At 57.0% G+C, this 14,988-nt stretch carries 11 protein-coding genes; 7 read left to right on the forward strand and 4 right to left on the reverse strand.

The annotated features are described in order from the left end of the window. Positions 1-39: 39 nt before the first annotated feature. The 4 genes from TQ39_RS13115 to TQ39_RS13130 all read right to left on the reverse strand — a co-directional run bounded on the left by TQ39_RS13115 (position 40) and on the right by TQ39_RS13130 (position 5,976). On the reverse strand, positions 40-1,146 hold the full coding sequence (locus tag TQ39_RS13115) for a D-2-hydroxyacid dehydrogenase (RefSeq protein WP_050005844.1): 1,107 nt from the start codon (positions 1,144-1,146) through the stop codon (positions 40-42). A gap of 97 nt (positions 1,147-1,243) precedes the next feature. Further along, on the reverse strand, positions 1,244-2,155 hold the full coding sequence (gene garR / locus TQ39_RS13120; RefSeq protein WP_276325256.1) for a 2-hydroxy-3-oxopropionate reductase: 912 nt from the start codon (positions 2,153-2,155) through the stop codon (positions 1,244-1,246). Between the two features lie 28 nt (positions 2,156-2,183). Continuing rightward, positions 2,184-3,956: an MFS transporter gene (locus TQ39_RS13125; RefSeq protein WP_050005846.1), complete on the reverse strand. Its 1,773-nt coding sequence runs from the start codon at positions 3,954-3,956 to the stop codon at positions 2,184-2,186. Positions 3,957-3,999: 43 nt separating this feature from the next. Continuing rightward, positions 4,000-5,976: an alpha-amylase family protein gene (locus TQ39_RS13130; RefSeq protein WP_050005847.1), complete on the reverse strand. Its 1,977-nt coding sequence runs from the start codon at positions 5,974-5,976 to the stop codon at positions 4,000-4,002. Between the two features lie 102 nt (positions 5,977-6,078). Here TQ39_RS13130 and TQ39_RS13135 point away from each other — a divergent pair, with 102 nt between their 5' ends. The 7 genes from TQ39_RS13135 to TQ39_RS13165 all read left to right on the forward strand — a co-directional run bounded on the left by TQ39_RS13135 (position 6,079) and on the right by TQ39_RS13165 (position 14,958). Beyond that, positions 6,079-7,293 (forward strand): helix-turn-helix domain-containing protein, encoded by a 1,215-nt coding sequence (locus TQ39_RS13135; protein ID WP_167541537.1) that lies wholly within the window; start codon positions 6,079-6,081, stop codon positions 7,291-7,293. 276 nt (positions 7,294-7,569) lie between these two features. Beyond that, positions 7,570-9,783: a glycoside hydrolase family 2 protein gene (locus TQ39_RS13140; protein ID WP_050005849.1), complete on the forward strand. Its 2,214-nt coding sequence runs from the start codon at positions 7,570-7,572 to the stop codon at positions 9,781-9,783. 16 nt (positions 9,784-9,799) lie between these two features. After that, positions 9,800-10,762, forward strand: a complete 963-nt coding sequence (locus TQ39_RS13145; RefSeq protein WP_050005850.1) for an alpha/beta hydrolase fold domain-containing protein — start codon at positions 9,800-9,802, stop codon at positions 10,760-10,762. Next, on the forward strand, positions 10,759-12,018 hold the full coding sequence (locus TQ39_RS13150) for a YlbE family protein (RefSeq protein WP_050005851.1): 1,260 nt from the start codon (positions 10,759-10,761) through the stop codon (positions 12,016-12,018). The genes TQ39_RS13145 and TQ39_RS13150 overlap by 4 nt, the downstream gene beginning before the upstream one ends. Before the next feature lie 12 nt (positions 12,019-12,030). Further along, positions 12,031-13,602: a hypothetical protein gene (locus tag TQ39_RS13155; RefSeq protein WP_050005852.1), complete on the forward strand. Its 1,572-nt coding sequence runs from the start codon at positions 12,031-12,033 to the stop codon at positions 13,600-13,602. Continuing rightward, positions 13,592-13,780 (forward strand): hypothetical protein, encoded by a 189-nt coding sequence (locus TQ39_RS13160; protein ID WP_050005853.1) that lies wholly within the window; start codon positions 13,592-13,594, stop codon positions 13,778-13,780. Before TQ39_RS13155 ends, TQ39_RS13160 begins: the two co-directional genes overlap by 11 nt. Then, positions 13,777-14,958, forward strand: a complete 1,182-nt coding sequence (locus TQ39_RS13165; RefSeq protein WP_050005854.1) for an acetate/propionate family kinase — start codon at positions 13,777-13,779, stop codon at positions 14,956-14,958. Before TQ39_RS13160 ends, TQ39_RS13165 begins: the two co-directional genes overlap by 4 nt. The last annotated feature ends 30 nt before the right edge of the window (positions 14,959-14,988 follow it).

Genomic DNA, 14,988 nt, shown 5'->3' on the forward strand with positions numbered 1-14,988 from the left:
CTTACAAGGATTTCCCTGTAGGGAGCCATTTGCTACGAATTATAGCCACTCAGAAGGATCGGTCCAGTCCCGTTTGCCCAAGAACTTTTCCAGCATTTTCACATCGATTTTCTGCTTGCCTGCATCGACGTGCATCAGGCGGGACCAGCCGCTTTCCGCTTTGTCAACGCTGATGGCGTCGGCAGGCGTCATCAGGTTGCGCAAGGGTTCCCCGGCCTCAAAGCGGCGGGCATTTTCCCGGATAATCTCGATACTGCGACCAGCACGGTGGGGTACCTGAGGGGTGGAGTGGGGCGTGATGTAAACATTCTGCATACGCCACAGCGGATGGTCCGGGGGAAGGGGCTGCGTTTCGAACACATCCAGCCCTGCGCCGCCCAAATGACCGTTTTCCAGAGCTTCTACCAGGTCATCCGTGCACACAGTGCCTCCTCGGGCAATATTCACCAGGAAGGTACCCGGTTTCATCTTGGTCAGCGTATCCCGGTTGATTATGTGGTAGGTCTCGTCGGTGAGGGCCAGGGTCAGGATCACGAAATCAGACTGTTCCAGCAAAGGATCCAGTGAGTCGCCTTCGTTGGCACAGAGCTTCTGGTCCAGGTAGTCCAGTCCCCGGATGGGAAACTTGTCGTAACCAATCAGCTTCATGCCAAAGGCATGCAGCCGTTCGGCCAACATTCGGCCATTGTTGCCCAAGCCGACGATGCCTGCCGTGCGGCCGTACAGCCCGCGCCAGGTATTCATGCCCGGCACGCCCCACTGACCCTTGGCTTGGGCGGCCAGCAGTTCTTTGGTGTGATAGCAACTTTGCAGCATAAAATAGATGCAATGTTCGGCCAGCACAGGGGCGCTGCGCCCGGCCGCGCCGGTGACCGGGATTCCTCGGGCGAACACCTCGGGCCTGGCGGAACCGTTCAGCCCCGCGTGGTCGCAGTGAATCCATTGCAGGGTGTTTTCTCCCAAAAGACAAGGGTCCACATCTCCCATGAGAATGGCGACGTCGGCATCCCGGACTTCCTCGGTCAGTTTCTGCTTGTCGAAAAAGTTTACATAGACGAACTGCGCATCGGGAAATACCTGTCGCAGGGCGTGCATATCTTCTTTGTTATACCAGACGGTCGCGACGACCTTATGGATCTTGGGCATATCCGGACTCCTTTCGGCTATCAGGAACCCTCGGTAGGGCCCTTGCAAAGTCGGGTCACCGCCCTGGGGCGGTGACTCGATGAGAGAGAAATGACGGTCAGCGGCCGATAGCGATGCCGGTCAATTTCTCGTAATACTGGGCGATGGCGCTGTGGTCGGCCTGACCCTTACCGTTGTTGTGGAGCCATTGCAGGATTTCCTGCACACCGGCGGTCATGGGCAGGGGAGCCCCCACGGTGTGTGCGCAGTCCAGAGCGTTGTTCAGGTCCTTGATGTGAAGATCAATCTTGAAGCCGGGCTTGTCGTTGCCGGCAATCATCATGGGGGCCTTGGCGTTCATAACGGTGGAACCAGCCAGACCACCGCGAATGGCTTCAAAAACCAGCTGCGGATCCACACCGGCCTTCTGAGCCAGGGTCAAAGCCTCGGCCAGGGCTTGAATGTTGCAGGCCACAATGATTTGGTTGGCCAGCTTAGTGGTATTGCCGGCACCCACAGCACCGCAGCGAACCACGCTGGCACCCATGGTCTCCAGCAAGGGCTTGTAGGCGTCAAAGACATCCTGCTTGCCGCCAACCATGAAAGAGAGGGTGCCGTCGATGGCCTTGGGTTCACCGCCGGAAACGGGGGCGTCCAGCATTTCAATGTTCTTTTCGGCCAGTACAGCGGCAATCTCCTGAGAAGCGACCGGGTTGATGGAGCTCATGTCGATGAAGGTGGTGCCGGGACGCATATGGGCGGCAACACCGTCTTCACCCAGCATGACCGCTTTCACCTGGGGAGAGTTGGGAAGCATGGTCAGCACAACATCGCAGTTTTCGCCAATCTCGGCGTTGGTGGCGGCTTTGGCTCCGGCGGCCACCACTTCATCCACGGCAGCCTGGTTCAGATCGCTGACCAGCAGGTCGGTGTAGCCTGCCTTGAGCATGTTTTTTGCCATGGGCTTGCCCATGATTCCCAGACCAATCAAACCGATTTTCATAAATGATACACTCCTTTTGTTTGTGATAGGCTTACAGCAATAGGGACAAGAAAAATTATCGCTTGCCCGCTTGTTGTTTGGCTTTTTTGGCGTCTTTCTTTGCCTGCTTTTTGGCCCGGCGTGCCAGAACCTTGTTGTTCAGTGTGTCGAAGTCCTTGCCGGTACGGGCGCAATATTCTTTCAGTTCCCGAATGCGGACTTCCTCTGCCTTGCGACGGAGTTCTTCCTGCTCACGGCGCTCCAGCTCATAGGAGGGGATGTACTCGATGCCCTTGGCCTCGCATTCGGCACGATGGCGCTCCTGCAGATCATGGGTAATAGTATCCATCTTGTCCTCAATGTCAAAGAAGAAACGGAAGAGGATGAAAGCCAGCACCCCCACCAGCAGCAAACTGCCCTGATAGGAAAAGTTGATCCAGGCGGTGGCGGCGGCAGGCTGATCCGCGTACAGAGCGATGCCCTCGGCGGATTCGCCAATCTTTTCGGGGGTGGCGTAGCCAGTGAGCATCAGGCCCAAGTTGAACAATCCCTGGCCGATACCTGCAGAAGCGGCAGTCACAAAACCAACCAGGGCACCGGTAGCGCCGTCACAGCGGATGCCAGTTTTCCATTCCACATGATCGATGGTGTCGCCCAGGAAGGAAAGATAGGTGTAAACGAAGGCCAGGTTGCCGATGCACATGACAGCGGTGCCGGCGTAGACAGGCAGGGTGTGACCGGCGTTGAGCAGGGCCACAGTGGAACCGACGATGGAGAAGATGGAGCAGACCCAGATGCTTCTGCGGCGGCCCAGCTTTTTGACGAGAGGAATCAGCAGGATGATGCCGGGGCCCATGGGGGACATGGCAATCATCTGGAACTTTGCCTGGATGGCTGCGTACTGGCCGTAGGCATTGCCCTGCACAACCCAGCCGGAATAGTAGATCAGGGACATGTCGCGCAGATTGTTGAACACCTGGTAGACCAGAATCAGGATAATCAGCAGAATCCAGTACCGGCTCTGAAGGCAGGCTTTGATTTGCTTGGCGAAGGGAGCCTCCGGTACAGCGGTGTGGGTCTCACTCAAAGCGGCATGGGTGCTGCGGCGCTCCTCGGTTACGCGTTCACGGGTATAGAAGTACTGCAGGAAGGTCAGCGGCACCGTGACGCAACAGACAAGGGCCATGCAGGCCAGGTAACTCTGGCGGTAGTTGTCTCCCATCATGGCGCCCACCGAGGTCATGATCAGCGGGAAGAAGATGGAAATCATACCCACGCCCAGGTTTTTGGCCATCTGGCCGGCCATGGAATTGTTTTTGCGATGGTCTGTGTTGCGGCTGGACAGCGAGGCGGAAAGCTGATAGGCCATGTTCCACATGGTGTAGCCCACCGAGTAGAACAGGTTATAGGAGATGAAAATCCACACGGCCTGCAGCTGAGGGCTGGCAACCGGCACGCTGAACAGCATCAGGATGCTGACCACCAGAATCGGCAAAGAAAGGAGAAACCAGGGCCGCAGTTTTCCCTGACGGCAGACAGTGGAGTCGATCAGGCGACTCATGAGAACATTGGTGGTGGCATCAATGACCTTGGTGAGCACCGGGAAGATGACCATGAAAATGGCAATCCATGCTCCGCGGGAAGCTGTAAAGCCCATGATGTCGGTCAGGTATTGGTTGTAGTAGCTGTTGACGACCGAGTACATCAGCATGACGCCAAAGGGGCCGAAAACATAGCCCAGCCACATTTCTTTCGCACGGACGTTGGCTGATCGGATGCGGGAATTCCAGATGTTGCCCTTGAATGCGTTTGCCAGAACGCCTTTGTGGGCAGCGGTTTCAGTAGCCATGGGGTTCCTCCTTCATATTGATACGGGTTTTATTGCGTCGTGCTCAAGTGGATTGTTCGAACACGATTGCTTCATAGTCCTGAAGAAGATCCAGCGTGAGGAGCAGTTCCTTCCCGGTCGTGCGGCAGACGACCTGTCCGCCGCGCAGAGTATGCACCGAGGAAAAGACCATATCAGGCAGTTTCAGGGATATGTCGTGTACCGGCACAGGATCTCGCCAGGCAGCGCCGCAGCAGCCTCCGGCGTTGATCAGCTGTACCACGGTACGTCCCTGCCCGGCAGCCAGAACGACCTCCACCATGGGGGAAAGGTCGGGCGCTACACTCACGGCACCGCAGAGCTCAAACAGAACGTCCTGTAAGAATCGCAGGGGATTTTCGGTGCCCAGTGTTTCGCAGAGGGCCGCTCCCTTCCACGGCAGCCAAAGGCTTTGCCCGCTTCCGCAGAAGGTGCGCAGCAGACCGGGAATCTCCTCCCGCACATCGCCTACCCAGCATTCTTCCGGCGGGCCCAGAGGGCTTTCCGGAACAAGATGCAGCCAGGTCTGGGTATCCGGGCCGGGCTGTACCTTCCACAATTCCGGGCCGGGGTCCAGCCATGGAGTGCTGCGGCAGCTGGGAAAATCGTCTGCCTGTTCAGGGGGAATCTCCCACATGGAAGAACGCAGTCCCTGACGGGTTTCGGTCACCTTTGCCCCGCCCAGGCAGGTCAAAGGGGCACTGCCTGGTCCCTGGGCTGTGGCCCCGGTGATCAGCAGGGTGCCGCCTGCCAGCACAAAGGCGTCCAGAGCACCGGCCTGAGACTCACTCAGCCGGGGGGCGTCCGGCAGGATGACCAGCGTTTTGCCGTTCAAAAGAGAGGTGTCTTTCAGCTCTGAAAGGGGCAACTCGTCAAAAGGAATGTGGCTTTCAGTAAGGATGCGTACCCAGCCCATTTCCTCGGCACTCATGCGTTTCCAGCTGCCGCTATGGAGTATCACCGTCCGGGCCAGGCTGTGCAGGCCGGTCAGAATGCCGGCGTGCTGCTGATGGAAACGAAAAACTTCCCGGGTGGCCTTCAGCCCGGCGGTATCACGGGCTGCGTCCAGCGTGCCCATGAGGTAGAGGCTCACACAACCGGAATTGGCCAGGCTCTGCCATTGGCGCAGAGCCATAAGACCGGGCGGGGGAGCAATGTACCGGTGGGGAAAGCCCAGAAATCCCACACTGGCGGTATCGCTAGGACGCGTCCGACCTGGCCCGGCGGCGATCCGGGCGTTGCTGGAAGCTTTGTACACCCAGTTGGGGCAGTCGTAATCCAGGCTTACCTCGCTGCGGGCAAAGTCTACTCCGTCCAGGGCCAGTTCAGGGTTCAGCTTTTTCAAGAAAGAGGTGAGTTTTGCTTTATGCTGCGCGCCGCAGCGGGCCAGAAAAGCAATGTAAGGGCCCATGGCTGGGTCGCGCAAGGAAAGCCCGGGGGCAAGAGAACGACCGGTGGCCTGTTGGTACAGGGTTCGGCAGCGTTCACACTGGCAAACACCGTGGACCTTGCCATCGTAATCGGTGATGAAAAAGCTGCTCATATTGCAGTACAGCCCATCGAAAGGATGGGTGGTAAACAACTCTTCCAGCACCTGGAACATGGCTTCGTTCTGGTAGTCGCTGTTGGGGCAGACGCTGACGTAACCGTGGTAGTCTACGATACTGCCGTCTCCCAAACGGGCGGCCCAGCCGGGATGCTGCTCATATACATCCCGGCGGATGCGGGAAAAGTCGGTACGTGCAATGACCCGGATGCCATGCCGGTGGCAGGCGTCCACCATTTCCAGCAGGCTGTTTCCAGTGATATACCGGCTTCTGGGCTGAAAATCCAGTTTGGTGGGGTAGCTGGCGATGATGCCTGCTGCGTTGAGATTGACCACTGTTGCGCCGAAACTTTCCAGACTGCGGGCAAATCTTTCGGCATCCATCTCTGCCATGGCTCGTTCAGGCAGGTTGGTCTGTACCATACGCCAAGGGGTATCCTGCCACCAGTGCGCCATATGATTTCCTCCTTTTTGGTAATTCGCCGTGGATTTGACAAAATCCCTTGGCTATGGTTTGATAAATATAAAAAATTGCTTCGTTTTTGGGAGGTGCCTGACGTGCAGGAACGCATCCGTTTGTATCTTGACCTGATCGCGTGCAGCCAGCCGCTTTTATACTGGCGATACGACGCCAAGGGAAATCTGCTGGAAAGCACATGCCCGACCGAGAAGATGCTGGACGATGTCTTTCGCGCAACGGGGGCACTGGACGAGGCTCTGCACAATGAGTCGGGTCTGCCCATGATTCTGGGCAGCAACTCGTTGCTGCGGTGGATCGCGGAGCGGAACGCCGGCGAAACGGATGACGTCTCGCTGCATGTGCTGGGACCGTTTTTCGCCAATGAGGTGCGCACCGAAGGGGTAAAGTGGTTTGTCCGCCAGGCCCATCTCTCCGACTCGGAACCGTGGAACCGGGCTTTGACGGATACACTGCTGTCCCTGCCGGCGCTATCGGTACAGTTTTACTGTCAGTACGCACTGATGCTGCACTTCCTGCTTACCGGGAATCGGGTGACGGTGGGAGAAATCCAGTATTCACTGGAAGGAATGGAAGCGGTGCCCGCCGATTTTTCCAACCTGAAAATCCATACCAAGCCCAAAGACCGCAAGGAGGTTTATCGGTTGGAGCGGGCGCTGCTCAACGCTGTGCGGGAAGGTGATGTGGAGGGCGTTTCGGCGATGTCCCTTGCGGGACACACCGCGCGGGTACGACAGTATACCAACGACCCTCTTCGCAATATGCAGATCGCCTGTACCACTTTCGTTACTTTGTGTACCCGCGCCGCCATCGAAGGCGGACTTTCCACGACCATGAGCTACTCGCTGGGAGATGCTTACATCAAAAGTATCTTTTTGGCTAAGAGCAGTGCCGAGGTACAGGACATCAAAGACCAGATGTATCGGGATTTTATTACCCGGGTGCATAACTGCCGGCACAATCCCGAATACTCCAATATGGTGCAAAGTTGCTGCGATTACATTGAATTACATGTTGCGGAGCCTTTGAGTATCGAAACTTTAGCGGCTCGAATGGGCTATGCAAAGTATTATCTCTCTACCCGGTTCAAAAAGGAAACGGGGGTCTCGGTGGGAAACTACATCAAGTTTGCTCGCATTGAGAGGGCGAAGCTCTTGTTGGCAACAACGGACAAAGATATTGCCGAGATTGCCGAAGAGACAGGATTTGCGTCCCGTAGCTTTTTCTCCAACACGTTTAAGCGCTGTTTAGGAATGACTCCGGCAGCCTACCGCCGGAATATGGCCAGCATGTGACTATCCCAAAACAACATCCGTCTGTGATGCAGGGGCGGATGCCCTTGGTTTCGACACGTTTACTGTAACACAAAAACAGGAGACTGGATATTTCCAGTCTCCTGTTTTTGTTTCTGAATTTCATTTATTCTTCTATTGTGTATAATGCAGAAACATTATATCGAATCCAGAACTATCAAAGAGCCTGTTTGACCTGCTACAATACAATGCAGAAAGCTGGCATGGCGCGGAGCCGTCACCGGAAACAGGATATTTAGCCAGGAAAGGAATGTACATATGAGAAAAAAAGAAACGCTGGCCACTGGCTGGTATTTCATGCGCCAGGATGTTGGTGCCGCACTGACACTGGCCCATGGAAGCGCTGTGGTTTTACCCCATACCTGGAACGCCGAAGATGGAACCGACGGTGGCAACGATTACTACCGGGGAAGCTGCTGGTATGTAAAGAAATTTGAGGTCCCGGTCCTGGTCGGGTCGGAGGAACTTTGGGCAGAGTTTGAAGGGATTGCCATGACAGCAGAGGTATTCTGCAACGGCAAAAGTCTGGCCACCCATGCAGGCGGCTATTCCACCTTTCGGGTGAATTTGACACCGGTGCTTCAGCATGGAGAAAATCTGCTGGCTGTCAGGGTGGACAATAGCGAAAATGATACCGTATATCCCCAGAAGGCCGATTTTACCTTCTACGGAGGCATTTACCGTCCGGTGCATTTTATTACCGTCCCCAAAGCTCACTTTGCCCTGGGGTACCATGGCAGCACTGCACTGAAGGTGACGCCAGATGTGGACTTGCATTGTCGCCGCGCCAGGATCACGGTGGAAGCCTTTGCGGAAAACGCAGAAGGGGAGACGGTGACCTTCTCCGGCGCAGGACAGACCTTCTGCGCGACGGTGGAGGCGGGACTGGCCAAGAGTGTGTTCGTGATTGAAAATGTCCATCTATGGGATGGCGTGGAAGATCCTTATCTTTATACGCTCACCGCAAGCCTTTCCAGCGGGGACAGCATTTCGGCTCAATTTGGCTGCCGGACGATCGGGTTTGATGCCGAAAAAGGATTTATACTGAACGGTCGGCCGTATCGTCTGTGCGGCGCTGCCCGGCACCAGGACCGCCAGAGGATTGGCAGCGCACTGACGGATGCGGAACACGATGAGGATATGGCTCTTTTGCGAGAGATGGGGGCCAATACGGTGCGGTTGGCCCACTATCAGCATGCGCAGCACTTTTATGACCTGTGCGATACGTACGGCATGATTGTGTGGGCGGAGATCCCTTACATTACAAAACATATGGAGAATGGTCGGGCAAATACCATCTCCCAGATGACGGAGCTCATCGTACAAAATTACAACCATCCTTCCATCGTCTGCTGGGGACTGTCCAACGAGATCACTGCTTCCGGCGGTGTCACCCCCAATATGGTAGAAAACCACAAGGAACTCAACGATCTCTGTCACCGGCTGGATCCCACCCGGCCTACGACGATGGCTCACGCGTTCATGCTGGATATGGACGACCCCTTTGTACGGGTGACAGATATCCGCAGCTATAACCTCTATTATGGCTGGTATCTGGGGGAGCTGGAACAAAATGATCAATTCTTTGATGACTTTCATCGAAAGTATCCCCGGGAGGTTATTGGGCTGTCGGAGTACGGCGCTGACGCCAACCCTGCCTACCAGAATGGTCACCCGGAAAAGGGCGACTGGAGCGAACCCTACCAGGCCTTGTACCACGAACACATGCTTGCCATGTGGTCAAAGCGCCCTTACATCTGGGCTATGCATTGCTGGAATATGTTTGACTTTGCCGCTGACGGTCGCAATGAGGGCGGAAAACCGGGTCAGAACCAGAAAGGTCTGGTAACATTCGACCGCCGCACCAAAAAGGATGCGTTCTACATTTACAAGGCCTACCTGAGCAAAGAGCCTTTCGTACATCTGTGCGGCCGGCGTTACATCGACCGGCCGGAGGACGTTACCGAGGTTAAGGTATACTCCAATCAGAGCAGTGTCACTTTGCTTGTGGATGGCCGAGAGCTGGAAACCAGGAAGGGGGACAAGATTTTTATCTTCCAGGTCCCCTTGACCGGGGAGCATACCATTGAGGCCCGCAGCGGCGAGCTTGCCGATTCGATTACCGTCCGCAAGGTGGATCAGGCAAATCCCGCCTACCGGGTTGAGGGTGGCGAGGTGGTCAACTGGTTCGACCGCCCGGACGAAGTCCTGCGGGAAGGGTATTACTCCATTCTGGACACCATGGAGGAAATCCGGAAAAGCCCTGCCGGTGCAGGACTGCTGGCCCGAATGATGGCCAAGGTTGCCGCCGGATATGGCGATGTAGCCAGGAGTGTCACCTTGCCCGAAGCGGTGCGGCGCCAGATGGATCAAATGCCTTTGGAAAAATTGCTGAAACAGGCGGGAAAGACGGTCACTCCCGCTATGGTCAAACAGCTCAACGCAGCGCTCAACCAGATTCCAAAAGCCTGAACAGGAGATGTCTGATATGCCTCACTTCGCCTACCGCGCTGAACTGAAAGGTCCCGGCCCGCTGGATAAGGTGGACTTTTCCAATCCGGCGCTGGCTCCGCTGATACGGATGACCGCCTCCAATCTGCAAAGGGAAGCCCGTGAGTGGGCTGCTGCCCCGCCGCCGGGGGTGCAGGTACGACGGCAGGAGATCCCGGTACCCGGAGCCCCTGACCTGCCTTGTTATGTGGTGGAACCCCGGGAGGAAAGGTCCCCTGTCGGATTGCTCTACTGCCATGGCGGTGCCTTTTTCCTGCCGGTTCAGGCTGCTGCGCTGCGGTTGGCTGCCAGGTATGCGGCGGCGCTGGGGGCGCGGGTGGTGCTGCCGGAATATCGCCTGCTGCCCGACTTCCGGGCTCCGGCGGCTTTCTGGGACTGTTTGGCCGCATGGGCTGCGCTGAATGAAGGCCGGTTCGGTCCTGTGGGAACAACCTTGCTTTATGGCGAAAGTGCCGGCGGCGCCTTGGCTGCGGGGGTGGCATTGTACGCACGGGACCACGGTCTGCTCCGGCCCGGGGGAATAAGCCTGATTTACCCGGTGCTGGACGACCTGCGGGGAAGCTATCCTTCCCGCCGTAGCTGCGATGGAGCTGCCTGGACACTGCGGTCAGAACGGTTCATGTGGCAGGCCTATCTGCCCGATCCTGCGGCCATGAGGGAACTGGAAGCCTACCTGGTGCCTATGCGAGCCACCGACGTGGGCGGCCTGCCTTCGGTGTATATCGAACCTCAGGAGTTTGATATCCTTCGGGACGAGGCGTTGGCTTTTGCCCAAAGGCTGGAGGAAGCGGGCGTACCGGTGAGCAGAAACCTCATCCAAGGCTCTTACCACGGATTCGATGCCGATACACATAACCCTTTTGTGCGCAGAGTTATAACCCAGCGTCTGGAGGCTTTGCGTTTGATGCTGGATAACAAAGGAGTGGAAGAAAATCTATGACAATCGAACAAAAAGTAAATGACGCCAACAATAAGGTGATGAATATCCTACTGCACGGCCGCCCTGTTTGGCAGGACGTATGCCCGGCGGGGGAAGTGATTCCTGGCATGACGCCGCAGACGATTCTGGTCCCGGGACCGCCCCTGCCTTTTGAGCAGATTACCACACCCATCCGCACTTCCATCTGCGGTGCTGCCGTCCATGAAGGACTGGCCTCTACAACGGAAGAAGCCTGGAACATGGTTCTGGACGGCCGCCTGACCATTGAACCGGCTCAAAACCATGCTTGCGGATGTGCCGCCTGCATGGTGGTATCGGCCAGCATGCCGGTGATCGTAGCACGGGACCCGGTATTTGGCGGAGAGGGTTACGCGCCGATTCATCCCGGCCCCAATCCAAAGACCTTGCGATGGGGGTTGTATGATGCCGAGGTGGAACGGGATTTGCGCTGGATGCGGGACAAATTCGGCCCTGCATTGGGCCAGGCCGTGCGTGCTGCCGGCGGCATTGACATCGTCAACGTGCTGGCAAAGACTGCCGGCATGGGGGACGAAAACCATAACCGCCAACCGGCGGCATCCATGTATCTGGCGCTGCAGCTGATCCCACCGTTTTTGACGGTGGATCATCCGGAACGGGATGAAATGATCCGGTTCCTGGCACAGAACGACCGCTTTTTCCTGCATGTGATGATGGCAGGGGTGGAAGCATTGACCGTCGAGGCCAAGAAGGTGCCTCTTTCCACTGTGATGGCAGGGATGGGAGGCAACGGTGTGCTTTTTGGTATCCAGATGGCAGGCACCGGTAACCGGTGGTATACCGCTCCTGCGCCGGTCATTGAAGGAATGTTCCTCAAACCCACCACAACAAAGGAGGATCTGCTGGGCTACCTGGGAGACAGCTGTGTGACGGAGGTCTATGGTTTGGGCGGTATGTCCTCCATTGCGGGGCCGGCCTATGCCCGATTTACCGGAGCCAGCTTTGCCGAGGCGCAGGACCGTACTGAGAAGGCTCGGGCTGTCAGCCTGGGTGAACATACCTTCGCCCCCATCCCTTGGGATGATTACCGTGGATTCCCGGTGGGAATCGATGCCCGCAAAGTGGTGGGATATAATATTCTGCCGATCAGCCATGGCGGTTCGGCCCTTAAAACCGGCGGTCAAGCCGGAGCAGGTGCAGCAGAACTGCCCTTGGACTGCTTTAAGGCAGCGCTGCGAGGCATCCGGGACCAGGCCCTGGAAAACCAACAGGCGTGAAAGGAGCCGACAATGGAAGTTTTTGTCAAGATTGAAAAAGGTGCATACATTGATTCGCTGGCATCGTTGGCAGAGTCCAGCGTGCTCAATGAGCAGCCCGGCATCGAGGTGGGATATGCCGGTATGGCCACCGATGCCTTTAAGGATATATTGGCCGAGATCGGTCTGCTCAATGATGCTGCTCGGGCCTGCGGTCCCAACGATTATGTAATCGTTGCCAAAGCGGAGAGCAAGAATGATTTCACCGCAGCGGTAGAAGCACTGTCTGCTGACAAGGAGCTCTCTGCAGAGCGCGAGGGGGCAAATGGAGCGGCGGAGGAAAGTTATTCTTCCACGAGGGCGGCGGTGGCTGCCCATCCGGAAGCCAATCTGTGCAGCATTGCCGTGCCGGGGGAATACGCCCTGGAAGAGGTGACAAAGGCGTTGAACGCTGGGCTGCATTGTGTGGTCTTTTCCAATAATGTGCCCTTGTCTGACGAGCGCCAGATGAAAGAGATGGCTCGGGAGAAAGGGCTGCTCTGTATGGGACCTGACTGCGGCGTGGCCAACATCAACGGCGCTGCCCTTGTGCTGGCTTCCATCAACAACCGCGGCCCTTTTGGCATCTGCGGAGCCTCCGGCACGGGAATCCAGCATGTGGCCGCCATGCTCCATGAGATGGGCACCGGCGTGAGTCAGACCATCGGTACCGGCGGCAATGACATGAAGGACGAAGTGGGCGGCATCATGATGGAGATGGGCATCGATGCCCTGGAAGCAGACGAGGAGACAAAATACATCGCTTTGATTTCCCGCCGACCTGGCGACATGGTACTCCCCAGAATTCTGGAGCGCGTCCGCCGCTGTAAAAAGCCGGTCGTAGTGCTCTTTATGGGCTGTCCCCGGAAACCCATTGAAGAAACCGGGGCCATATGGGCAGCCAACCTGGACGATTGCGCCCAAAAGTGTCTGGCCCTGGTGGGCAAGCATTATCCCCTGGAATCCGATGAGGAACTGACTGCCCTGGCTGCGGAAGAAGTGCAGCGGCTGGCGCCGGAACAGAAATATGTGCGCGGCGCGTTTAGCGGCGGCACCTACATGGACGAGGCGATGCAGACTCTGGTGCCCAAGGTGGGGCGGGTCTGGTCGAACAAGCCCCTGCAGTCAGACTGGCAACTGCCCACAGGGCAGAGCAGCCGGGAAAACACCTGCATTGATTACGGTGAGGAAGAATTCACGCTGGGCCGCCCCCACCCGGCCATTGACCCGGGGGTGCGTCAGCCGGCCATTCTGCGGGAGGCCGCCGACCCGGAGACGGCGGTGATCCTGCTGGATTACATCCTGACTCCGCCGGGACATATGGACCCGGTGGGCTACTCGCTGCCCGATATTGCTCAGGCTCAGGTGCAGGCAACACAGGAAGGGCGACATCTGGTGTTCATTGCCACCGTGCTGGGGACCACTGCCGACTTGCAGGATTATAACGCTCAGTGCCGAAAACTGCGGGACGCTGGTGTGCTGGTCTGTGAAACCAACGAGAGGGCGGCCACTCTGGCTGGGGAAATTATCCGTCAAAAGAAGGAGAGGGATGAGCATGGGCTGTGAGAAAATTCTTGATCTGTTCCGTTCGGAACTGGTCACCGTCAACGTGGGACCCAGGCTGTTTGCCACAGCACTGGAACAGCAAGGGTACCGCACCGTGCAGGTCAACTGGAAGCCGCCCGCCGGCGGGGACAAGGAAATGCAAGAAATCCTGAAACTGTTGGGAGGTCTGGACGAATGAACGTACTGGTATGCAATGTGGGCAGCACTTCGCTGAAATTCAAGCTGTACGATATGCCTGACTGTGTCGTGACTGCACAGGGAGCAGTGGAACGCGTAGGTTCCGACCATGACGCCGTGTTCTCTTACAAAAACAACGGGACCGGACGGGGGACAGCCGCCGACAAGCAGGATATCCCCGACTACCAGACTGGCATCGAGCGTTTCCTTTATGAGCTGACCGCAGGGGAAAACGCAGTGTTGGACAGGGTGGAGGAGATTGAACGGGTAGGTTTCAAGGCTACCCTGTCGAAAGGATATTTTGGTGTACACGAAATCGACAGCGCCGTACTGGAGGGAATGCGGGAATGGCTGCCCATGGCTCCCTTGCATAACGCCGCCTACCTAAAGGCTATCGATGTCATGAGGGGCGTATTGCCCGAAGCACGTTTTGTAGGAGCTTTTGAAACTGCGTTCCACCGCACCATCCCCATGGAGCGCAAAATCTTTGGCGTGCCCTATGAATGGTATGAGAAGTACGGCGTGCAGCGGTTGGGTTACCACAGTGCATCGCACGGGTATATCGCGGATGTGCTGAACCGGGAAAAAACGGAATACGCAGCTATCTCCTGTCACCTGGGCGGAAGCTGCAGTGTCTGCGCCATCGAAAACGGTCACAGTGCGGACATCAGTTTCGGCATGTCGCTGGAATCGGGGCTGATCCACGCCAACCGTACCGGCGACATCGACTGTGGTATGATCCCCTTCCTGTGCAGCCAGGGGCTGAGCGAGGAGGAAATTCTGCAGGGGCTGCAGAAAAAAGGCGGCCTGCTGGGCATCTCCGGCGTGAGCAACGACCTGCGGTACATCATAGAGGCCGCCGATGCCGGCAATGCCCGGGCACAGCTGGCTATTGATGTTTTTGTCACCGGGATTGTGCATTATATCGGAGCCTTCTATCTGGACCTGGGCCGTCTGGACGATCTGGTGTTCACGGCGGGCATCGGGGAACACTCCGCCCGCATTCGCCGCCTGGTATGTGAAAAACTGGCCCCCCTGGGCGTGCATTTGGACGACGCCAAAAACGAGGCCTGCCATGGGGAAGCGGTGATCAGCGCGGCGGATTCCAAGGTCTGCGTGAGGGTCATCCCCACCAACGAGGAACTGGGAATCGCCCGCCGTACATACGAACTGGCCTGATACGCACCTTCCGGTATTGAAAAGGAACTT

Origin of the sequence: Ruthenibacterium lactatiformans, assembly GCF_000949455.1 — a bacterium.
Lineage (GTDB): Bacteria > Bacillota > Clostridia > Oscillospirales > Ruminococcaceae > Ruthenibacterium > Ruthenibacterium lactatiformans.

Bases quoted from the DNA above. Each gene is read 5' to 3' on its own strand.
- TQ39_RS13150 (WP_050005851.1), top strand. From the start codon at position 10,759: ATGACAATCGAACAAAAAGTAAATGACGCCAACAATAAGGTGATGAAT.
- TQ39_RS13140 (WP_050005849.1), top strand. From the start codon at position 7,570: ATGAGAAAAAAAGAAACGCTGGCCACTGGCTGGTATTTCATGCGCCAG.
- TQ39_RS13160 (WP_050005853.1), top strand. From the start codon at position 13,592: ATGGGCTGTGAGAAAATTCTTGATCTGTTCCGTTCGGAACTGGTCACC.
- TQ39_RS13165 (WP_050005854.1), top strand. From the start codon at position 13,777: ATGAACGTACTGGTATGCAATGTGGGCAGCACTTCGCTGAAATTCAAG.
- TQ39_RS13130 (WP_050005847.1), bottom strand. From the start codon at position 5,976: ATGGCGCACTGGTGGCAGGATACCCCTTGGCGTATGGTACAGACCAAC.
- TQ39_RS13155 (WP_050005852.1), top strand. From the start codon at position 12,031: ATGGAAGTTTTTGTCAAGATTGAAAAAGGTGCATACATTGATTCGCTG.
- TQ39_RS13115 (WP_050005844.1), bottom strand. From the start codon at position 1,146: ATGCCCAAGATCCATAAGGTCGTCGCGACCGTCTGGTATAACAAAGAA.
- TQ39_RS13125 (WP_050005846.1), bottom strand. From the start codon at position 3,956: ATGGCTACTGAAACCGCTGCCCACAAAGGCGTTCTGGCAAACGCATTC.
- TQ39_RS13145 (WP_050005850.1), top strand. From the start codon at position 9,800: ATGCCTCACTTCGCCTACCGCGCTGAACTGAAAGGTCCCGGCCCGCTG.